The organism is Kitasatospora sp. NPDC058218, from assembly GCF_042882445.1.
GTDB lineage: Bacteria > Actinomycetota > Actinomycetes > Streptomycetales > Streptomycetaceae > Kitasatospora.
In genome coordinates this window covers 90001-110434 of the sequence record NZ_JBHVWC010000028.1, presented here as the reverse complement: position 1 = coordinate 110434, position 20434 = coordinate 90001, and the positions used below count along the sequence as shown (strand labels likewise).

Genomic DNA, 20434 nt, shown 5'->3' with positions numbered 1-20434 from the left:
GGCGGCGAGCAGGGCGCGGACCCGGCGCCCGGCCGGGGTGAGGCGCCCGGGCGCCGGCGCGGCGGCCGGTTCCGCCGGGCGGCGGCGGGCCGCCCGGGCCACCACCCCGGCCAGGCCGCCCGGCAGGCGGCCGATCGCCGCCGCCAGCAGGCCGACCGCGACCGCCGACACCCCGGCCACCGTGCCCGCGTCCAGGCCGATCAGCAGCGCGGCGGCCAGCACCGCACCGAGCGCGCTGTCCGCGCCGGCCACCACCACCGCCGCGAACCAGAGCAGCCCGCGCACCGGATCGAACGAGGCCGGGTCGAAGGCCCGCCCGGCCAGGCCCATCAGCGCGCCGCCGAGCGCGGCCAGCGCCGCCCCGGCCACGAAGGCGAACAGCTTCAGCCCGGGCACGTTCACGCCCGCCGCGACCGCGCCCGGCTCGTGGTCGCGCATAGCCGTCAGGGCCCGGCCCAGTCGCCCCCGGTGCAGCACGCGCACCACCAGCAGGCCCAGCCCGAGCAGCAGCAGCTCGGCGAGGTAGAAGGCGCGGTCGCCGGACAGGAAGGCGGGCCGGTCCAGGGTGAGCCCAGTGGTCGCGTACGGCTGCTGGAAGACGAAGCGGCTCATCGCCGTCCCGACCGCGAAGGTGACCAGCGCCAGCGCCAGCCCGCGCCGCCGGATCGCCGGCCAGCCGGTGAGCAGCCCCAGCGGGGCGGTCGCCAGCACCGCCAACAGCAGCGCGGGCACGGCGGGCAGGGCAGGCACGAAGGGGATCCGCCCGGACATCAGCAGCGCCGTGCCGAGCGCGCCCAGCCCCGCGTACCCGGCCTGGCCGAGCGAGATCTGCCCGCCGTACCCGGTCACCACCACGATCGAGAGCAGGACCAGGGCCAGCGCGGGCACCAGCAGCGCGCTGCGCAGGTCGTTGTCGCGAAAGCCCAGCGGCAGCAGGAGCAGCACCAGGCAGACCGCCCGGGCCGCCCGGCCGCCGCCCGCCGGTCCGCGCGCGGCGAGCGGGGCGCGGTCACCGGACCGGCCGGTGATCCGCGGCCCGGCCAGTAGGGCGGCGGCCAGCAGCGCCACCACGAACAGGTTGGCCTGCACCGCCTGGACCAGCGGCAGCAACTGGCCGGACGGGCGCAGCCTGGCCAGTTCGGCCTGCGCGATCCCGAGACCGAGGCCGGTCGCCACCGCCACCGGGATGCTGCGCAACCGCGCCGCCACCGCGACCGCCATCGTCTCCATCACCAACAGCGGCAGCCCGTACGGGTCGAGCAGCAGGTACGGCGCGAGGGCGACGCCGACCAGGCCGGCGGTGAACGAGCCGAACGCCCAGCCCGCCGCCGAGACCCGGTCGGCGTCCACCCCGGCCAGCCGGGCCAGCCGGCGGTCGTCGACGACGGCCCGAAGCCGGAGCCCGAACCGGGTGAAGCGGGTCGTGGCGGCCACCGTCAGGGCGAGCACCAGGATGGCGACGAGCTGGGCCACGGTGTCGGGGCGCAGGGTGTGCCCGTCGGGCAGCGCGATCGGGGCGGCGCCGAACGGGGACGGCGCGCCGCTCAGTGGAGCGGTGCCCCAGACCAGCACCACCACCCCGATGAGCAGCACGAACACGCCGACACCGGCGACCATCGTCTCGGCCGTGCCGGCGCCGCGCCGCTGCAGGGGCCGGTACACCAGGGCGTCCAGCAGCACCCCGAGCGCGGGCGCGACCAGCAGCAGACAGCAGGCGAGGGCCGGCCAGACCGGCCAGTGCCGCACCACCACCAGGTCGCGCAGCAGATAGGCGACGAGCATCGCCTGGGCGCCCTGGGCGAGGTTGAGCACGCCGGTGGCGCGGTGGCAGACGACCAGGCCGATCCCGCTGAGGGCGGCCGCGCTGCCGACGGTGAGGCCGGCCAGGGCGAGGTCGACGGTGAGGCCGAGGGAGTCGAGGGGAGGGGTGTCGGGCACGGGCGGCACCGCCTCAGCCGGCCGGGCGGGTGGGTCCGGCGTGACCAGCGGGTCCGGGCCCGTCCGGTTCGCAGATCGGGCAGGGGGTGAGCCCCCGTGCCCGTACGGCGGCGGCGTCCACCGGCTCCGCGCCGTGCTTGCCGCTCACCAGCGGGCAGCCGGGCCGGTGGTAGAGCGTGCCGTCGGCGAGGGCGACCGGTCCGGTCCCCGTCGGCGTGGCGGGCCCGTCGGAGCCGTCCGGCCTGTCCGGTTCGCTGGGCTCATCAGGTTCGCCGGGCTCATCAGGTTCATCGGGCTCATCAGGTTCATCGGGTTCGACCAGGAGGGTGTAGAGCCGCTCGACCCGTCGGTCCGTCAGGTCGCCCGGGGCGGGCGGGGGCGGCGCGGCCGGGGGCCGGCCGGGTGAGCGCAGGGCGACCAGCACGATGCCCGCCACGATCAGGGCCGCGCCCGGGACGGTGGCGGAGGCCAGGTAGGGGATCTGTTGTTCGACGAAGGCCTCACCGGAGACCCCGTACCAGCCCAGGACGCACAGGGCCGCCCCGGCGGCGGCGAGCGTCCAGCCGGGCCACTCGCGGGCGCCCCGGGCCGTGCGCACCGCGCGGGCGGCCGAGCGCAGCGGCCCCGAGCCGGGCCGCTCGTCCGCCCCCTTCGGGGCGGTATGCGGCCTTTCGCCCCCGGATTGCGATTCGTCCATGAATCCGCCTTGATGGTGTCACGTGCGACATTTCCAGGAACGGCCTGGAACAGCATCCGGAGATCGGCCCACCGGCCAGCGCGGTGCACCCCAGTGGTCGGTGCCGCACCCGGGCGGTGGGAGCCGAGTTCGTCGAGAGGAACACCATGCGCGTAAGGCAGAGCGGCTCCCGTCGGGGCGGTGGCCCGGTCCTGCGGTCGGCGGGCGTGCTGCTCGCGCTGCTGCTGGTGGGCGCGGTGGCCGGGTGCAGCAGCAGCACCTCCGGCTCCACGGCCTCGGGGTCGGCCTCGGTGTCGGTCTCCCTCCCGGGGACGGCCTCGGCGACCGTGAGCATCAGCGCGAGCGGGAGCGCGAGTGCCGGCGCCACCGCGCCCGCCGATCCGGCGACCGCGACCAACGAGGTCACCGCCAACTGGGAGAAGTTCTTCGACCCCACCACCCCCATCCCCGAGAAGGCCTCGTTGCTCCAGAACGGTGACGTGCTGCTCCCGGCGTTGGAGGGCTTCTCGCAGGACCCGCGGGTCGGCCAGGTCAAGGCCAAGGTCACGAACGTGTCGTTCACCTCGCCGACCGACGCCACCGTCACCTACGAACTCTCCCTCCAGGGCACCGTGATCGAGCCGAGTGCCACCGGTCAGGCCGTCCTCGACAACGGCACCTGGAAGGTCTCCCGCTCCTCGCTCTGCGGCCTGCTCACCCAGGCCGGCGCCGCGAGCGGCACCCCGGTCCCCGGATGCAGCTGACGGCTCCGCCGTCCCGCCGGGCCGCCGAGGCACCCCCGCGTCGGCGGCCCGCCCGCCGCGTCCGACACCGGGCCACGGCCCGCTGCGCGGGCGCGGCCCTCACCGCCCTGCTGCTCGCCGCCGCCACGGCCTGCGGCACCCGGCTGCCGGTGAGCGCCTTCACCCACCGCCCCACGCCGGCCGGCGCGAGCACCGGCGCCGGGGCCAATCCCGCCTCCGACACCGGTGTCACGGCGACGGAGATCCGGATCGGCATCGTCACCTCGCTCACCAGCCCGGTCGGCAGCGAGGTGTTCAGCGGTCCGCGCTACGGGGCGCAGGCCTTCGTCCAGGCCCTCAACGACCGGGGCGGGCTGCACGGGCGCACCGTCAAGCTGGTCACCTGCGACGACGGCGGCAGCGGCATCGGCAACCAGGACTGCGTGCACCGGCTGATCGACCAGCAGCACGTCTTCGCCTTCGTCTCCGGCAGCGTGCTCGACTACGCCGGCGCGCCCTACGTGAGCGGGAAGGGCGTGCCGGACATCGGCGGCCAGCCGATCGGCACCGCGTACGACCGGTGGCCGCACCTCTACGGCATCTACGGCAGCAGCGCGCCGCGCGACGGACAGGCCGTCGGCTGGAACGGGACGCTCTACCAGACCCCCGAGGCGTTCCGGTTCTTCACCGAGCGGCTGGGCACCACCAGCGCCGCCGTGGTCGCCTACAACCAGGCCGACTCGGCCCGCTACGCGGCCCAGCTGAAGGCCGGGCTGGAGGCGGAGGGCTACCGCGTGCTGATGCAGACGGTCGACTTCGCGCTCCCGAACTTCCAGGCGGTGGCCGCCGCCGTCCGCGCCGACGGCTCGCAGCTGCTCCTCGACGCCATGGACACCCGGGGCAACGCGGCGCTCTGCCGGGCGCTGGACGAGGCGGGGGTGCGGGTCACGGCGAAGGCGACCAACGTCCAGAACTGGTCGCAGACCGTCGGTACCGACTACCGGTCCTCGCCCGACTGCCGCAGCGCGCTCTGGGCGACCTCCGCCAGCCTCAACTACGAGGACGTGCAGGACCCGGCGGTCCGGGACTTCCGCACCGCGATGGCCCGCTACTACCCCGACCGCGAGCCGCTGCTCTCGGCCTGGGAGCTGGAGGGCTGGGCGGGCGCCCAGTGGCTCACCGACGCGATGGACTCCTGCGGCGCCGAACTCACCCGGGCCTGCGTCGAACGGTTCATGAACCGCGCCGAGCCGTACGACGCGCACGGGCTGATCCTGCCCGCCTCCTTCGTCCCGCAGCCTCCGCCGACCGGGCCGACCCGGGCCTGCCTGAACGCCGCCCGCTGGCAGGACACCGCCTACGGGGGCCGGGGCGGCTGGGTCACCCAGGTGGCCTCGATGGAGACCACCTGCTTCGAGGTGCCGCAACTGCCCTACCGGCCGTGACGGGCACCCGGCCGCCGGGGATGAGGCGGCCGCCGGCCGCGCGGTGGCCTCAGCGGAGGCGCTCCACCGCCACGATCGCCGCGTCGTCGTCCAGCCGTCCGCCCGCATGGGCCAGCAGGTCGTGGCGCACGTGCTCCACCAGGGCGGTCGGCGGGCCGGCGGGCCAGGCCGCGAGGCGCTCGGCGAGCGGGTAGAACCGCCGCCGGGCGTCGCGGGCCTCGATCACGCCGTCGGTGTAGATCAGCAGGAGGTCGCCGGGCAGGAAGGGGAACTCGTCCACTTCGTAGGAGCCCGGGACCAGTTCGCCGAGCCCGAGCGGCGGTGCGGGAAGGCGGGCGTTCAGCGCGGTGACGCCGCCGCCGCGCAGCAGCAGCGGGGGCGGGTGGCCGCAGTCGATCAGGCGGATCACCGAGCCGTCGTCCGGGATGTCCAGGATGACGGCGGTGATGAACGACTCGCCGCTGTCGTCCGCCTCCTCCCCGGTGGCGCCGCTGCCCGCGCCCGGCCGGCCGTCACGTCCGGACCCGCCGTCCCGCTGCTCGTCGCGGTGCTGCTCACCGAGCTGGGCGAGGCCCCAGCGGACGCTGCCGTCCAGATAGCCGGCGAGTTCGGGGAGGTCGGCGTGCAGGTGCGCGGCCGCGCGGAAGGCGCCCAGCAGCAGGGCGGCGTCGCCGAGTGAGGCGAGGCCCTTGCCGCGGACGTCGCCGACCAGCAGCCGGGTGCCGCCGGCGGTGCGGGCCGCCGCGTACAGGTCGCCGCCGACCTGCGCCTCGGCCTCGGCGGCGAGGTAGACGGAGGCGAGGCGCAGCTGCCCGATCCGGTCCGGCAGCGGGCGCAGCAGGACGCGCTGGGCCGCCTCGGAGACCGAGCGGACCTGGGCCAGCTCCCGTTCGTGGCGGTCGCGCAGCACCCGCAGGCCGACGATCAGCGCCGACACGACGATCTGCGCGCCGAGCTGCGTCTCGTGGTTGGGGGTGGTGAGGCCGTCGCGCAGGATGCCGATGACGGTGAGGGCGGCGAGCGCGAGCAGGGCGACGAGGGCGGTGGTCCGCGCGCCCGCGAAGGAGGCAGTGATCGCGGGGGCGACGATCAGCAGCGGTCCGAGGTGGATCGCCGGCGGCGACAGGATGTCCACCACGGTGATCACGACGATCAGCGCGAGCGGGAGCGCCGTCAGCGCGTGGCGGCCGGGCCGCCACGACGGGCGGCGGTCACGGGGACGCGGCCGAAGTGGCACCTCTCCTCTGTACACCGTCCGGGTGGTGCCCCGCACCCCGGCGCGCAGGCCGGTGCGGGTGGGGCGGGCAGGGCGGAGCCGGGGCCCCGCACCCCGGCGCGCCCGACGGTCGGGCCGTGACCGGCGCGACCGGGCTCCGGGCGGCTCAGTCCTCGGAGCCGTAGCGGGCGAGGTAGCCGGCGAAGCGGGCGACGTCGTCGTCGGACCAGTCGGTGAAGCGGGCGGTGAAGGCGATCCGGCGCTGTTCGCCGGCCACGCGCAGCAGGGTCAGGCCGGCCTCGGTGGCGCGCAGGATCTGGCCGCGCTGGTCGTCCGGATCGGTCTCGCGGCGCAGCAGGTCGAGCTTCTCCAGCGCGGTGACCTGGCGGCTGACGGTGGACTTGTCGAGCATGAAGTACGAGGCGACGTCGGCGGCCCGGCAGCCACCGCGCTCGTTGATCAGGTCGAGGATGCTGTAGGTGACCAGGGAGAGGTCCGGGTGCAGCTGGGAGGCCTTGTGCCGGGCGCGCCGGGCGAAGGCGGTCAGCTCGCGCTGGATGATGTCGATCGATGTCTCGCGGCCGGGCACGGCGGTCCTACCTCCTCGGTAATTTGTTGCACTATACAACGGTTTTCGGTGCTGTCGCGCTCTGCCGCCCGCTGTCGCGCTCCGCTGCGCCGGCCCCGCGTCGGTCGCGGCGGGCCGCGTGACCGGGGCGGGCTCAGCCGGCCCGGGGTCCGTCGGCCGGGACTCCGCCGTTCGGAGCTCCGTCGCTCCGGGCCCCGGTGTCCGGTGCCCCGCCGTCCCGGGCACCGGCGGCGGCCGCGGCCTGCCAGGCGCGGGCGGCCGCGATCCGGCGGGTCGCACTCGGATGAGTGGCGAACAGTAGCTCAAGCACCCGGGGCGGGTCGACATCGGACACGTTGGCCAGTGCCAGTCTGCGCTGCATGGCGATGAACTGCTCGGGATCCGAGGTCAGTTCGAGGGCGTGCCGGTCCGCCCGTGCCTCGATCCGGCGGCTCACCGCGCACTGGACGGGCCCCGACAGGGCGCTCAGCAGGGCCGCGCAGGCCGCCAGCAGCGGCAGCGCGCGCGGATCCGCCGCGTCGGTCGCCCCCGCCGCCGACAACAGCGGGCCCCAGCCGGTCAGCAGACCGAGCAGGCAGACCACCACGGCCGCCCCCGCCGCGCCCAGCAGCGTGCCGGTCAGTACGTCCCGGTGCTTCACGTGCCCCAGCTCGTGCGCCACCACCAGCTCCACCTCCCGCGGTTCGGCGGTGGACAGCAGCGTGTCGTAGGCGACGATCCGCCGGGTCGCGCCCAGGCCGGACACGTACGCGTTGAGGGCCGTCGTCCGCCGGGAGGCGTCCGCCACCAGGACGTCCCGCACCCGGACGCCGTCCTGGTCGGCGAGCGCGAGCAGGGCCGTGCGCAGCGGCCCTGGCGGCATCGGGCCGAAGCGGTTGAAGACCGGCTCCACCAGCAGCGGATAGAGGAAGGAGAGCGCCGCCGTGAGCAGCGCCGCGGCGCCGGCCGCCGGGAGCCACCAGCGGTCCGGCGACCGGTCGGTGAGCGCGAACAGCCCGAACGCCAGCGGCAGCGTCAGGGCCAGGCCCAGGGCCAGCCCGCGCACGACGTCCACCGCCCAGCCGCCCCAGCCCTGGGTCACCAGCCCGTACCGGGCCCGCACCGTCCGGCCACCGGCGGCGAACGGCAGCTGCGCCGCCCGGCCGAGGAGGACCAGGACGGCCGCCCCCGCCAGCACCTCGGCCGTCCGCGAGCCGCCGAACAGGTCGCCGGCGGCCGTCACCAGAGCGGCCCCGGCCGGAGTCAGCCCGAGCAGCAGCGCCAGTGCCAGACCGGCCAGCCGCCCGCCCAGGGCCCACGGCAGCTGGGCACGGCGCAGTGCGCGGCCCCGGCCGCGCTGGTCGGGAGTGAAGTCGGGTGCGGTGGTGCCGGCCCCCGGGGCCGGGATCGCTGAGCCCGGAGTCGGGCTGACCGGGTCTGTCATCTGTCGGCTGTCATCCGTTGTCTGTGAGGTGTCGGTACCTGTTGAGGTGTCGGTGCCCTGCGTTGCCGTCCGGAAGCGTCCGCCGGTCGCCCGGCGGGCGTCGCCGGCCGGCGGCTGCCGGGATCAGCATGTCACTCCTCCGTCGCCCCGGTGGCGCTCTGGGTGCCCGCGCGGAGCAGTTGGTGGCCCAGGTCGATCAGGGCCCTCCCCACGGCGAACGCGTCGCCCACCACCGGGGCCGGCTCGTCGCGCGGGTTGCGGCGGGCGCGGGTGTCGCTGTGCAGCACCGCGCCGTCGGCATCGAGCACGGCGTGCACCCGGGTGGTGTCGCGGTCCTCGACGACGTGCAGGCTCAACTGCCAGTCCTTGGTACGGACGGCCGGCGCCGCGCCGGTCGCCCCCTCGTCGGCGATCGCCGCCGTCCGCGCGGCGGCGTGCGGTGACAGGGCGGTGCCGTCCGCGCGGACGATCACCACCGGGCAGCTGCCGTGCACCGCGCAACGGGCGCTCACCGAGCCCAGCAGCGTCCGGGCGAACGTCCCGCGGCCCCGACTGCCGAGGACCAGGAGGTCCGCGTCCTCGGCCAGCTCCAGCAGCACCTCGGCCGCGTGCCCGAGGACCAGGCTCTCCTCGATCTCCACCGGACGGTCCCGGCCGACCACCTCGTCCACCTCGGCGGTCAGGGTGCGGTGGGCCGCCCGCTCGAACCCGTCGTCCAGCATCGGCACGACCCACCCGTAGACCGACGGGTACTCCCAGGCCGCCACCGCGTGCACCGCGACCCCGGTGAGCACCGCCTGGCCGACCGCCCAGCGCAACGCCGCCTTCGAGGGGGCCGAGCCGTCGATCCCGACCACGATGCGCCGTCGGCCGCCGCCGTTCTCCGCGCCGTCCATCACCCGTCCACCTCGCCGCCTCGGCCTCGGGAGCGTTCACCCCCTCCACGCTGCGCGTCCGGACGGCCGCCGCGCCAGGGACGCGACGGCCCGGCGGGGCGGGCGAGTGGGACGCACCGTCCCGGTGGCGGAGCCGGGCCGGCCATCGGGGCGACGCCCCCGGGCCCGCGGTTACGATCTGTCGGGGCTGCCCGGCCCGGCGGTTCGGGCAGTGGCCGTGAGCTGTGGCGCGGTCTCCGGCGGCGCCACCTGGGGAGAGGGGATCCGGTATGGCAGTCGAACCGTCCACGGCACAGGAGGCCCGGCGCGTCGAGGGCCTGGTGTCGGCACAGGAGAAGGCGATCGCCCTGTTCGCCGAGGTCGAGGCGCGCGCCCTGGTGGTGCCCGGGGTGGGCGAGCGCGAGGCGAGCGACCGCATCCGCGACCTCGCCGACGAGATGTTCGGCACCACCCGGCACTGGCACAAGCGGATCATCCGGTCCGGCCCGAACACCCTGGCCCCGTACCGGGAGAACCCTGCGGACCGGGTCATCGGCGCCGACGACGTGGCCTTCGCCGACTTCGGCCCGATCTTCGAGGAGTACGAGGCGGACTTCGGCCGCACGTACGTCTTCGGCGACGACCCGCACAAGCGCCGGCTGCTGGCCGACCTCCCGCGCCTCTTCGACGCCGGCCGCGACTTCTTCGCCGCCGACCCGGAGATCACCGGGCGGCAGCTGCACGCCGAGGTCGAGCGGCTGGCCGCCGAGGCGGGCTGGGAGATCGGGATCTGGCACGCCGGCCACCTCGTCGGCGAGTTCCCGCACGAGACCAACGACGGTGCCAGGGCCGAGTCCTACATCACCCCCGACAACGACACCCCGCTGCGCCGCACCGACCGGTCGGGCCGGATCTGCCACTGGATCCTGGAGCTGCACCTCGTCGACCGGGAGCGCGGCTTCGGCGGCTTCTACGAGCAGCTGCTCGACCTGGCGTGACGGTGGGCTTCGGCGGGCGGTGACGGCGGCCGACGGGCCGCACCGGCCCGGCGGCGTGTGGACGCGGGGCGAAGGCGATGCGGGGGAGTGGCGTAGGCTGACCGCTCTCGAAACGACCCCGGGGGGACTTCACATGCGCCGAGTCGCGGCCGCCGTCGCACTGCTGCTCGGGCTGATGTCCGTGGCCGCCTGCGGGCCCGACGACCCGGCGCCGGGCCGGGGGGCGCCCGCGGGCGACGCGGCGAAGCCCCCGTCCGCCGGTACGACGGGCGGCACGGCTTCCGCCTCACCGTCCGCGAGCACCCCGGCGCCCCGCCCCGACGGCACCATCACGGTGGCGTTCGCCGGCGACGTCCACTTCGAGGGCCGTACGGAGGCCCGGCTCGCGGTGAAGCCGCCCGAGCAGGCGCTCGGCCCGATCTCCGCGACCCTCTCCGCGGCGGACCTCGCCGTCCTCAACCTGGAGACCGCGATCACCGACCGCGGCGCCCCCGAGGCGAAGACGTACACCTTCCGCACCTCCCCCAAGGCGCTCACCGCGCTCAAGGACTCCGGCGTCGACGTCGTTTCGATGGCCAACAACCATGCCGTGGACTTCGGCGCGGACGGGCTCGCCGACTCGCTCGCCGCCAAGGACTCCTCGCCGATCCCGGTCGTCGGCTTCGGCCGCAACGCCAAGGAGGCGTACGCCCCGTACGTCACCACCGTGCGCGGGGTGAAGGTCGCGGTGGTCGCGGCCAGCCAGGTCGAGGACCTCACCAACCAGAAGTGGCGGGCCGGCGCCAACAAGCCGGGCATCGCCTCGGCGCTGGACGGCGCCGCCCTGGTCAAGGCGGTGCAGGAGGCGAAGAAGCAGGCGCCCGTCGTCCTCGTCTATCTGCACTGGGGCGACGAGGGCAAGGCCTGCCCGACCGGCGCCCAGACCGCGATCGCCAAGAAGCTCGCCACCGCCGGGGCCACCGCGGTGGTCGGGACCCACGCCCACACCATGCTCGGCTCGGGCATGCTCGGCTCCACCTACATCGGCTACGGCTTCGGCAACTTCCTCTGGTACGGCACGTCCAACTACGCCTTCTCCGACGAGACCGGCGTGACGACGCTGACCCTGACCGCGGAGGGCAAGGTCACCGGGGAGACGTTCACGCCCGCCACCGTCGACGGCCAGGGCGTGCCCGTCCCGCAGACCGGACCCGCCGCCGAGGCCGCGCTCAAGCGCCGCGACGGCCTGCGGGGCTGTACCGGCCTGGCCCCCGTGCCCGGCGCCTCGCGCTGAGGTCGTCCGGATCCCGGGTGGTGAGTGCCTCGGCCACCGGGCGGCCGCCGCCGGCTGCCAGGGCGAGCCGCTCCCGGACCTCCCGAGGGCTGCGGGGCCGCCACCCCGGTCCGTAGCAGCACCGCGAGTGGAACGTCACCCCGGCGGCGAGCAGGGCCGTCAGCGCCCGCCACCCCGCCGTGTCCCGCCGCCGCGGCACCGCCAGATCCTGGCCCGCGTCGACCAACGTGCCACCGCACCGCGCGCACACGTCGCGCCCCGGCGCGCCGTGCCGCTTCACCGACGATCGGCAGGGCAGGCAGACGAAGTGCCGTCGCGAGGTCCGGCTCCGGGTGCACATGCCGCCCACGGTAGGGGTCCGTCCCTCTCCCGGCACCGGGATTTCCGCTCGGGCCGGTGCCGGGGGCGGCCCGGAGCCCCGGCGGCGACGGCGTGAGAGGGTCGGGGCGGAAGTCGTGGTGGTCGCGGGTGCGGAGGAGAGCCGGCCGATGACGGAGTGGAAGACGTACGGCCGGCGACGGGTCTACGAGTCGCCCTGGGTGGAGCTCTGGCTCGACGACGTGGAGATCCCCGGGGTCGGGCGGGTCGACCACCATGTGGTGCGGATGCCCAAGGCCTGCACGACGGCGGTGGTCACCGACGACGCGGGGCGGTTCCTGCTGCTGTACCGGCACCGGTTCATCACCGGGCAGTGGGGGTGGGAGGTGCCGGCCGGGTGGGCGGAGCCGGGCGAGGAGCCTGCGGCGGCCGCCGCCCGGGAGGTGGAGGAGGAGACCGGGTGGCGGCCGGGCCGGGTGGAGCCGCTGATCGGGTTCAACGCGATGTCCGGCATCTCGACGATGCGGTTCCACGCCTTCCACATGACCGGCTGCACCCGGATCGGCGAGCCGGCCGACCGCAGCGAGGCGAGCCGGGTCGAGTGGGTGGCGGAGGAGGACGTGGTGGAGCTGCTGGCTGCCGGTGAGGTGCCCGAAGGGGCGTCGCTGGCGGCGCTCTCGTTCTTCCTGGGGCCGTACCGCTCGGCGCGGCGGCGGCGGGGGTCGGCCGGCTGAGGGTACGGCGCCGGTCACCCCTGCCGCAGGGGCACGGCGGCCGGTTCACCCCTTGTGGTCGGCTTCGCCCTGCTTCCAGTAGCCCTTCGCGTGGACGCGGTCGCGGGGGAGGGCCCGGCCGGTGAGGAGGTGGCGGCGGACGGTGGCCACGGCGGTCGCCTCGCCGGCGATCCAGGCGGCCGAGCCGGCCGGGTCGGCCGGGATGTCGGTGGCGAGGAGGGCGTCGGCGAGGAGCCGGCCCTTGGGGTGGGTGCCGCCGCGGGGGAGCCAGGTGGTGGTGAGCTCGGCGCGGGTGGCGAGGGGGAGGGCGTCGGTGCTCTCGGCGACCTCGAACCAGGCGAAGACGCGTACGGTGGCGGGAAGTTGGTCGAGGATGGTGAGGGCGGCGGGCAGGGCGCTCTCGTCGGCGGCGAGGAGCAGCCGGGTGGCGCCGTCGAAGTCCGGCCGGCGGCCGCGCGGGCCGGCGATGCGGGCCCGGTCGCCCGGGCGGGCGACGGACGCCCAGCGGGCGGCGGGGCCGTTGCCGTGCAGGACGACGTCGATGTCCACCTCGCGGTCGGCGGGCCGGTGGTGGCGGATGGTGTAGGCCCGGGACGGGCCCTCGGGGATGGCCAACTTGACCCACTGGGTGGGGTGTTCGATCCCCAGCTCGGCCAGCGTCGGGCCGGCGAGGGTGATCCGGGTGAGGGTGGAGGTCAGCGGGGTGGTCGCGATGACCTCGACGTCGTGGGTCGGACGGGGGCGTCGGAACATGAGGACTCCTGGGCGGGCCCGGAGGTGGACACGGGCCGGATGAAGGGGGCACGGGAGGGTGAAGGCCTGTGCTGCGGCGGCTTGGGCCGGTGCGGTGAAGGTGGTGCGGTGCGGCGCGGGTGCCGGGATCAGCGCGCGGGGTGGCCGAGGTGCTGGTCGAGCAGGGTGTCGACGAAGGCCCGGTCGAGCGGGCGGCGCAGCACCAGGGCGCGGTGGTAGAGCGGGGCGAGCAGGGCGTCCAGCAGCACCGCGGCCTCGTCCTCGGAGGTGCCGAGGCAGGCCCGGACGTGCGCGACATCGCGGGCGCGGAGCGGGTCGAGGAAGTCGGTGTGCAGCAACTCCGCCGTACGGGCGTCGAGTTGGGCGTGGCCGAGGAGGGCCTGCAGGACGCGGCCGGCCGGTTCCTCGCCGAGGAACGTGGCGAAGCGGTGGAGGTAGGCGCGCAGATCGGCCGGAGCGGCCGGGGAGTCGGGCCAGGCGAGGCCGGGGCCGGAGTCCAGGGCCAGGTTGTCGAAGAGGATGTCGACCTTGGACTTCCACCAGCGGTAGATCGTCTGCTTGGCGACGCCCGCCGCGGCGGCGATCCCCTCGATGGTGAGGCCCTCGAAGCCGTGCTCCACCAGGAGGTCGTCGGCGGCGTTCAGCACGGCCAGGCGCGCGGCCTCGCTGCGGCGGCCGCTGTTCGCGCTGCTGCTGCCGGTGGCGGGTCGGGGCTGGGCGGCGATGGTGCTGCGGTCCTCACGGGCGGGCCGACGGAGGAGCCGGCCGGGGTGCTGGGTCGGGCTCATCCTCTCATGCCTCCTCCGCCAGGGCGGCCGTCGGCCGCCGGCGACGACCGGTCAGACCGGCCGCGACACCGAAGGCCAGGAGGGCGACCAGCGCGCTGAAGACGACGCCCGCCGTGCGCAGGTCGGTGGTCCGGATGAGGACGCCGACGCCGACCACCGGGACCGAGAGCATCGCGTACAGGACGGCGAAGAACGTCGAGACCGCCGCGCCGCGCCCCTGTGGCTCGACGCCTCCGTTGATGGCGCCGAGCCCGGTCCCGACCGCGGTGCCGGTGGCGAGGCCGTTGACACAGGCGCCGAGGAGCAGGGGCGCCAACGACTCGGTGAGCAGCGCCGTGGCGATCAGGGCGGCCGCCAGCACCAGCCCGGTGCAGGCCGCGGGCAGGGCGCGAGGCCCGGGCAGGACGCGGGCGAGCAACTGGCCGACGGCGGTGGCGGCGAAGGCGAGGCAGACGACCAGGCCGGTGAGCGCGTGGTGGTGGAGGCCGAGGACGGTGGCGAGGAAGAGCCCGCTGACCGAGGTGAGGACACCGAGGACGGCGAAGCCGGATCCGGCGGACAGGGCGGCGCGCAGGAAGGCGGGCCGGATGCCGGCCGGCACGTGCAGCGGCTGGAAGCCCGGACGGGGCCCGGGGGCGGTCGTGGCGGTGGCTGCGGAGGTGGTCGCGCGGGTGGTCGCGGGGGTGTTCCGGGGAACGCTCTCGGGGACGGCGAGCAGGCCGAGCAGGGCGGCGGCGGTGAGGGCGAGCATCACCGTCCAGGGCAGGCGCAGCGGGGAGCCGGCCCATTCGGCGAGGGCGCCGGAGAGCAGGGTGCCGCCGGCCAGCCCGCCCATGTTGGCGGCGAGGGCGAGGGTCTGGGCGCGCAGCCGGCGCTCCGGCGGGGCGAGGTCGAGCAGGGCCGCGGTGGCGGCGCCGGTGATCAGGGCGGCGGCGAGGCCGGAGACCACCCGCGCGACGAGCAGCCAGGGCAGGGCGGAGGCGGCTTCGAAGAGTCCGGCGGCGGCCGCGGCGAGCAGGAGCGCGCCGGCCATCACGGGGCGGCGGCCGATCCGGTCGGAGAGGCGGCCGAGGGTGAGCAGGCCGGCGACGACGCCGACGGCGTAGACGGCGAAGGTCACCGTGACCATCAACGGCGAGAAGCCGAAGGCCTGTTGGTAGATCGGGTAGAGCGGGGTCGGGACGGTGGTGCCGGCCATGGTGACCCAGAAGGCGAGGGCGACGGCGGCTCTGGCGAGTGGTGTCGCGGGGGTCGGTGAGGGCAGGGCGGGGGGCGCGGAAGGCACGGCGGTGCTCCTCGGGGTGAGGGGGAGGGGGCTCCGGCGGGTCCGGAGGTCCGGCGCAGGACTCGGTGCGGGCCCGGGAGAGGAAAAGTAGACGCAACGTTGCGTTGCGATTGGAAGGTAGCATTGGACGCAACGTTGCGTCCAGATTCAGTGCGGAGTCCGGTCGCGCCCGGTGCGGAGTCGGCTCTCACCGTGGGGAGTTGACGGACTCGCAGTCCGTCGGCGCGCCCGAATGGCCGTATTAGGTTAGCCTTGCCTAACGTCGCTGCTCCGAGGGGGTGTCCTGTGCAGCAGCGGCCCCGCTCCACCCCATTCGCCGACCGCCCCGCCCCGGGGCACCCGGCGGCCACTCGCAGACTGGGAGATTCCAGGTGACCACGGTGCACCACGCCCCCGCCGGGACGGACGACACCGTCATCGGCGCGGCCAGCGGGCTGCTGGGCCAGTACCGGGCCGCGCCCGACGAGGCGTTCTTCGCCTCGCCGACCCGCACGCTGCTCGCCGAGGGCGTGCACGCCAGGGTGGCGCAGGACGGGCGCCCGCTACCGGTCCGGGTCGCCGAGACCTTGGCGCGGGCGCGCCGCGACGGAGTCCCGCACCCGCTGGTGGTGGGTGCGGTGGCGTTCGACCACGACAGCAGGGCCGAACTCGCCGTGCCCGCCAGGCTCCGCACCTGCGGCGCGCTGTGCGACGACCCGCTGATCGCACTGCCCGCCCCGCCCGCCGAACCGGTGGAGTGGCAGGTCCGCCCGGTGCCCGAGCCGGCCGCGTACGGCGCGGGCGTCGCGGAGGCCGTCCGGCGGCTGCGGGCGGGCGAGTTGAGCAAGGTGGTGCTCGCCCGGACCCTGGAGCTGAGCGCCGGCCGGCCGCTCGACCTGCCCGCGATCCTCCAGCGGCTGGCCCGCCGCGATCCGAGCGGCTACACCTTCGCGGTGCCCGCGGGCATCGGTCGGACGCTGATCGGCGCCAGCCCCGAGCTGCTGCTCTCGCGCCGGGGCACCACGGTGGTGGCCAACCCGCTGGCCGGGTCGGTGCCGCGCACCGCCGACCTCGGCGAGGACGTCCGCCGGGCTGCCGCGCTGCTGGAGTCCCCCAAGGACAGGCACGAGCACGCCTTCGTGGTGGACGCCATCCGCGAGGCGCTGGCGCCGTACTGCCGGACCCTCCGGGTGCCGCAGGCCCCGACCCTGGTCCGCACCGCCGCCATGTGGCACCTGGCCACCACCGTCACCGCCGAGCTGGCCGACCCGGCCGTCTCCGCGCTGGAGCTGGCCACCGCGCTGCACCCGACCCCGGCGGTCTGCGGTTCGCCGACGCCGCTGGCCCGGCAGGCGATCGGCGAGATCGAGCCGTTCGACCGCGGCCTCTACGCGGGCATGGTCGGCTGGGGCGACGCGGACGGTGACGGCGAGTGGGTGGTCACCCTGCGCTGCGCCGAGGCGGACGGGCGCCGGCTGCGGGTGTTCGCCGGGGCGGGCGTCGTCGCCGACTCCCGGCCGGAGGCCGAACTGGCTGAGACCAGCGCCAAGTTCCGCACCTTCCTGGACGCCGCGGGGGTGCCGCGCTGAGCGGCCCGGCCGGTCGCCGATCCGCGCGACGGGCCGGGCCCGCTCCTGGCCTCAGGCCCGGCCCGGCAGGTCGATCCGCTCGGTCCGGTAGGCCCCGATCACCTCGATCCCCTTGGTGCCCGTGATGCCGTCCAGCGGCAGGGACTCCGTGTACGGGGTGGTGGCCGGGAGCCCGATGCCGGACAGTGAGCCGACCACCTCGATGCCCCAGTACTCCGGCTGGGCGATGAAGACCAGGGGCGACAGGCGGACCGTCATGTTCAGGTAGGGCTTGGTCCCGCTGACGACGAGGATGAAGGTCCCCGGGACGATCCCCGGGACAGCCTTCGCCTCGTCGAAGTCGATCAGGCGCACGGACTCCGACGCCGGCTGCTTCGCAAAGTTCTCCGCCATGGTGAGCCCTTTCGTCACCGTGATGCCCTCAGGCCTTCCGACGAAGCACGCTAGCCGACGGTCGATCACGAACGATGCCTGCCACGCGCCGCGCGACGGGGTCGCGGCGCCCGACACCCGGGTGGCGGATCGGCCGGGGTGACGCGCGCCGGAGCCGGACGGGCGACGGGGCGGGCTCCGGCTCAGAGTTCCTTGATCAGCCGGTAGTGGCCCGGGCCCCACTGGTATCCGAGGGTCGAATTGACCGCGATCATCGGGCTGTTGGCGGCCTCGACCTCGGTGCGGGCGGTCCGCACGCGGTGGGCGGCGAGGCGGTGGGCGGCGAAGGTCTTGAGGGCCCGGGCCAGCCCGCGCCGCCGCCAGGGCCGCAGGACGCCGGTGTAGTCGACGTGGCAGGTGTGCGGATCGTCGGTGGTGCGGGCGGCGCTCACGCCGACGATGCGCCCCGCGCACTCGGCGGTGAACACCCAGTCGGGGCGGCAGCCTTCGCCGGTCACCGCCTCGGCGTACCAGCGGTCGAAGTCGGGCAGTGCGTCGGCGAAGCCCGGGTTGTCCGGCAGCGTCTCGCGGTAGAGCCGGTAGAGCTGGAGGGCCGGCTGCGGGGCGGCGGTGGTGGCGAGCGTGCCGAACCTGATGCCGGGCGGCGGCGTGGCCGGGCGGAGGGCGTCCAGCCGGGCGGTCGCGGTGCGGACGTGGGCGTCGACCTGGTGGCCGCGCGCGGTGAGCAGGCGGAGCAGGGCCGTTCCGTCGTCGGGCAGTTCGCCGAGCAGTCGGCGGGCGCCCGCGCCCCGGGCCCAGCCTTCCAGCGCGTCCGTCAGCGGCAGGAGGCGCTCGGGCGGCAGTCCCGCCGAGCCGACGACCAGTGAGGCGATGTCCCCGGGCGGAGTCCACGGTGCCCGCCAGGCGGTGGCGTAGGCGAGGAGCTCTCCGTCGGGATCGGCGGCCACCAGCCGGATCCGGCCGAAACCGGTGACCGGCTTGCCGGGTGCGGCGTAGAGACTGCCGTGCGAGGGCAGTTCGGCGTCCTGGGCGCGCAGTGCCGCTGGGGTGACCGGCCGCAGTTCGGTGGCGGACAGCAGTCGGGCCAGGGGCGGGTAGTCGACGGAGGGCAGGAACGGACGGTGAGTCACAATGTGACATTGCACTAATGCCGCCCCGCACGCAAGCCCCCGGAGCGGGGCGGCCCGCCACCCGCCGGACGGCGGCCGCTCCCGCTACCCCGGTGCGCCGGCCGACCGGGTGCGGAGGTCGGGTTTCCGCCAGGTCAGCGAGTACCGGCGGAGCACGTGCCGGCGGTAGCGCGCGCCGGGCAGCAACTCCCGCGCCGCGGCCCGGACCTGCCCGTAGCTCATCCGCGGCTCGGCGATCGGCATCCCCGCCGGGTCGTGCGCGCGGTGCAGCACCTTGGCGATCCGCACGGCCGGGGCGGCCGCCACCGTCACGGCCCACTCCGCCGGGCCCGCCTCGCGGGCCAGGCCGACCACCACCAGCCGGCCGCCGGGCCGCAGCAGGTCACGCATGCGGCCGAGGGCCGCCTCGAAGTCCATGTGGTGGATCGTGGACAACGAGCAGACGAAGTCGTAGCCCCCGGCGGGGAGGTCGGCGGTGAGGAAGTCGCCCTCGACGAGGGTGAGACCCCCGTGGCCGGCGGCCAGCCGCCGGGCGTCCGCGATCATCTCCGGCGAGTGGTCGATCCCGGTGACGCGCCGCGCCCGCCCGGTCAGCCTCCGCGCCAGCAGGCCGTCCCCGCAGCCCACGTCCAGCGCCTCGCCGCACCCTTCGGGGACGACGCGGAGGATGCCCGGGTGGCGGGCGACGTTGGTGTTCCAGTACGGCCGCGGGTCGCTCTGGCGCATCCGGTCAGCCTAGGCCCTGCCGGGGCCCGGTGGTTCCCGGGGAGTGCGGCCGGGGCCCGCGCGGAGCGCGTCGGGGCCGCCCGGCGGTGGGGTCGGGGCGCCTCGGGAGCTGTTCGGGCGGGTGAGGGCGGCGGGGGTGTGGCCGAGTGTCGAGCGGTGCGCGCCGGGCCGTTGTGATGAGCTGAGGGCCGTCGTGCGTCCTGCCCTTCCCGCGCGGCAGCCGTTCTCGGTCCTCCTGAACCGCCCTCCTGAGGGGAGACGCTCGTGCGCAGTCGTGTCGGAGTCGGGTTGCTGGCCCTGCTCCTGGGATCCGGTGCCGTCACGGGCTGTTCGTCGGCCCCGGCGCCCGGCGCCACGTCGGCCGCCCCGACATCGACCGCGCCGGGGTCCGGGCCCTCCTCGGGCGCCGCGTCCGCCACCGCGTCCGGGGCGTCGTCGTCGCCCGGCTCCGCTCCCTCCGTGGCCGTCCGGGCGACGGTCACCGAGGAGCTGGCGGCGCCCTGGGGCCTGGTGGTGCTGCCCGACGGCGACCTGCTGGTCTCCGAGCGGGACAGCGGCCGGATCCTCCGGGTCGCGGCGAAGGACGGCGCCCGCACCGAGGCCGGCACCGTCCCCGGCGTGGTCTCCGGTGGCGAGGGCGGGCTGCTGGGCCTCGCGCTGTCGCCCGGCTACGGCGACGACCACCTGGTGTACGCCTACCTCAGCACCGCCACGGACAATCGCATCGTCCGCCTGACGTACGACCCGGCGCGGCCCGCGACCGAGCAACTCGGCGCGCCGGAAGTCGTCCTGGCGGGCATTCCGCACGGCCCCCGGCACAACGGCGGCCGGATCGCCTTCGGCCCCGACGGCCTGCTCTACGCGGGTACCGGCGACAGCAGCAACAGCGCGCTCGCCCAGGACAAGGGCTCGCTCGGCGGCAAGATCCTGCGGCTCACCCCGGACGGCGCCCCCGCCCCGGGCAACCCCTTCCCCGGCTCGCCCGTGTACTCCTACGGCCACCGCAATGTGCAGGGGCTCACCTGGGATCCCCAAGGGCGGCTCTGGGCCTCGGAGTTCGGCCAGGACACCTGGGACGAGCTGAACCTGATCCGGGCCGGCGGCAACTACGGGTGGCCGGTGGTCGAGGGCATCGGGAACCAGCCCGACTTCATCGACCCGGTGGCCCAGTGGCACACCTCCGACGCGTCCCCGAGCGGCATCGCCTACGCCGACGGCGCGGTCTGGATCGCCGCGCTGCGCGGCACCCGGCTCTGGCGCGTCCCGCTCGACGGCGACCGGGCGGCCGGCGCGCCGCAGGCGTTCCTCACCGACGCGCAGGGCCGTCTGCGCACCGTCGTCGCCGACCGGGACGGCACGCTGCTGCTGGTCACCAACAACACCGACGGGCGCGGTGACTCCCGTTCCGGCGACGACCGGATCCTGCGCCTCACCATTTCGTAGCCGGGGGTCGGGGGTCGGGGGTCGGGGCCGGGTCGCCGTGCCGGTGCCGTGGTCCCGGCCCACCCGTGCGGGAGTTGGGCCACCGCCGGTCCTCCAGACGGCGGTGGCCGTCGCGCATCC

19 protein-coding genes are annotated in these 20434 nt (G+C 75.8%); 7 read left to right on the top strand and 12 right to left on the bottom strand.

Annotated elements, in window-relative coordinates:
• Together ACFVYI_RS19585 and ACFVYI_RS19580 are read right to left on the bottom strand one after the other, a co-directional pair.
• Window positions 1-1938: ABC transporter permease (locus ACFVYI_RS19585; protein ID WP_387887070.1), on the bottom strand; the 1938-nt coding region annotated here is incomplete at its 3' end.
• Between the two features lie 13 nt (window positions 1939-1951).
• On the bottom strand, window positions 1952-2635 hold the full coding sequence (locus ACFVYI_RS19580) for a hypothetical protein (protein WP_387887069.1): 684 nt from the start codon (window positions 2633-2635) through the stop codon (window positions 1952-1954).
• 146 nt (window positions 2636-2781) lie between these two features.
• On the opposite strand from ACFVYI_RS19580, the gene ACFVYI_RS19575 reads away from it, so the two are divergent.
• Together ACFVYI_RS19575 and ACFVYI_RS19570 are read left to right on the top strand one after the other, a co-directional pair.
• The gene (locus ACFVYI_RS19575; protein ID WP_387887066.1) at window positions 2782-3378 is read left to right on the top strand and encodes a hypothetical protein; all 597 of its coding nucleotides are present in this window, start codon (window positions 2782-2784) and stop codon (window positions 3376-3378) included.
• Window positions 3369-4802, top strand: a complete 1434-nt coding sequence (locus ACFVYI_RS19570; RefSeq protein WP_387887063.1) for an ABC transporter substrate-binding protein — start codon at window positions 3369-3371, stop codon at window positions 4800-4802. Before ACFVYI_RS19575 ends, ACFVYI_RS19570 begins: the two co-directional genes overlap by 10 nt.
• Window positions 4803-4851: 49 nt before the next feature.
• Here ACFVYI_RS19570 and ACFVYI_RS19565 read toward each other — a convergent pair whose 3' ends face one another.
• From ACFVYI_RS19565 to ACFVYI_RS19550, 4 genes are all read right to left on the bottom strand, one after another.
• Complete coding sequence (locus ACFVYI_RS19565) at window positions 4852-6039, bottom strand: PP2C family protein-serine/threonine phosphatase (protein ID WP_387887060.1); 1188 nt, start codon at window positions 6037-6039, stop codon at window positions 4852-4854.
• A gap of 145 nt (window positions 6040-6184) precedes the next feature.
• Complete coding sequence (locus ACFVYI_RS19560; RefSeq protein ID WP_387887058.1) at window positions 6185-6607, bottom strand: MarR family winged helix-turn-helix transcriptional regulator; 423 nt, start codon at window positions 6605-6607, stop codon at window positions 6185-6187.
• 133 nt (window positions 6608-6740) lie between these two features.
• Window positions 6741-8030 carry a M48 family metalloprotease gene (locus ACFVYI_RS19555; protein WP_387887055.1) on the bottom strand — a complete coding sequence of 430 codons (1290 nt, stop codon included), beginning with the start codon at window positions 8028-8030 and terminating at the stop codon, window positions 6741-6743.
• Between the two features lie 131 nt (window positions 8031-8161).
• The gene (locus ACFVYI_RS19550; protein ID WP_387887052.1) at window positions 8162-8926 is read right to left on the bottom strand and encodes a universal stress protein; all 765 of its coding nucleotides are present in this window, start codon (window positions 8924-8926) and stop codon (window positions 8162-8164) included.
• Window positions 8927-9195: 269 nt separating this feature from the next.
• Here ACFVYI_RS19550 and ACFVYI_RS19545 point away from each other — a divergent pair, with 269 nt between their 5' ends.
• From ACFVYI_RS19545 to ACFVYI_RS19535, 3 genes are all read left to right on the top strand, one after another.
• Entirely contained in the window at window positions 9196-9903 is a 708-nt protein-coding gene (locus tag ACFVYI_RS19545; protein WP_387887049.1) for a M24 family metallopeptidase, read from the top strand.
• Between the two features lie 133 nt (window positions 9904-10036).
• Window positions 10037-11176, top strand: a complete 1140-nt coding sequence (locus ACFVYI_RS19540) for a CapA family protein (RefSeq protein WP_387887047.1) — start codon at window positions 10037-10039, stop codon at window positions 11174-11176.
• Window positions 11177-11664: 488 nt separating this feature from the next.
• Window positions 11665-12228 carry an NUDIX domain-containing protein gene (locus ACFVYI_RS19535; protein WP_387887044.1) on the top strand — a complete coding sequence of 188 codons (564 nt, stop codon included), beginning with the start codon at window positions 11665-11667 and terminating at the stop codon, window positions 12226-12228.
• A gap of 45 nt (window positions 12229-12273) precedes the next feature.
• Here ACFVYI_RS19535 and ACFVYI_RS19530 read toward each other — a convergent pair whose 3' ends face one another.
• The 3 genes from ACFVYI_RS19530 to ACFVYI_RS19520 all read right to left on the bottom strand — a co-directional run bounded on the left by ACFVYI_RS19530 (window position 12274) and on the right by ACFVYI_RS19520 (window position 15054).
• Window positions 12274-12981, bottom strand: a complete 708-nt coding sequence (locus ACFVYI_RS19530; protein ID WP_387887043.1) for a siderophore-interacting protein — start codon at window positions 12979-12981, stop codon at window positions 12274-12276.
• 128 nt (window positions 12982-13109) lie between these two features.
• Window positions 13110-13769, bottom strand: coding sequence for a TetR/AcrR family transcriptional regulator (locus tag ACFVYI_RS19525; RefSeq protein ID WP_387887040.1), 660 nt, complete (start codon window positions 13767-13769; stop codon window positions 13110-13112).
• Window positions 13770-13773: 4 nt separating this feature from the next.
• Window positions 13774-15054, bottom strand: a complete 1281-nt coding sequence (locus tag ACFVYI_RS19520; protein WP_387887038.1) for an MFS transporter — start codon at window positions 15052-15054, stop codon at window positions 13774-13776.
• A gap of 371 nt (window positions 15055-15425) precedes the next feature.
• Here ACFVYI_RS19520 and dhbC point away from each other — a divergent pair, with 371 nt between their 5' ends.
• The gene (dhbC, locus tag ACFVYI_RS19515) at window positions 15426-16622 is read left to right on the top strand and encodes an isochorismate synthase DhbC (protein WP_387887036.1); all 1197 of its coding nucleotides are present in this window, start codon (window positions 15426-15428) and stop codon (window positions 16620-16622) included.
• 51 nt (window positions 16623-16673) lie between these two features.
• On the opposite strand, the gene ACFVYI_RS19510 is transcribed toward dhbC, so the two are convergent.
• From ACFVYI_RS19510 to ACFVYI_RS19500, 3 genes are all read right to left on the bottom strand, one after another.
• Window positions 16674-17015, bottom strand: coding sequence for a hypothetical protein (locus ACFVYI_RS19510; protein ID WP_387887034.1), 342 nt, complete (start codon window positions 17013-17015; stop codon window positions 16674-16676).
• 182 nt (window positions 17016-17197) lie between these two features.
• A complete protein-coding gene (locus tag ACFVYI_RS19505) occupies window positions 17198-18145 on the bottom strand; it encodes a GNAT family N-acetyltransferase (RefSeq protein ID WP_387887032.1) in 948 nt (315 codons plus the stop codon).
• Window positions 18146-18229: 84 nt separating this feature from the next.
• Window positions 18230-18871, bottom strand: a complete 642-nt coding sequence (locus tag ACFVYI_RS19500) for a class I SAM-dependent methyltransferase (RefSeq protein ID WP_387887031.1) — start codon at window positions 18869-18871, stop codon at window positions 18230-18232.
• Window positions 18872-19135: 264 nt separating this feature from the next.
• Here ACFVYI_RS19500 and ACFVYI_RS19495 point away from each other — a divergent pair, with 264 nt between their 5' ends.
• Entirely contained in the window at window positions 19136-20314 is a 1179-nt protein-coding gene (locus ACFVYI_RS19495) for a PQQ-dependent sugar dehydrogenase (protein ID WP_387887030.1), read from the top strand.
• Window positions 20315-20434: the final 120 nt, after the last annotated feature.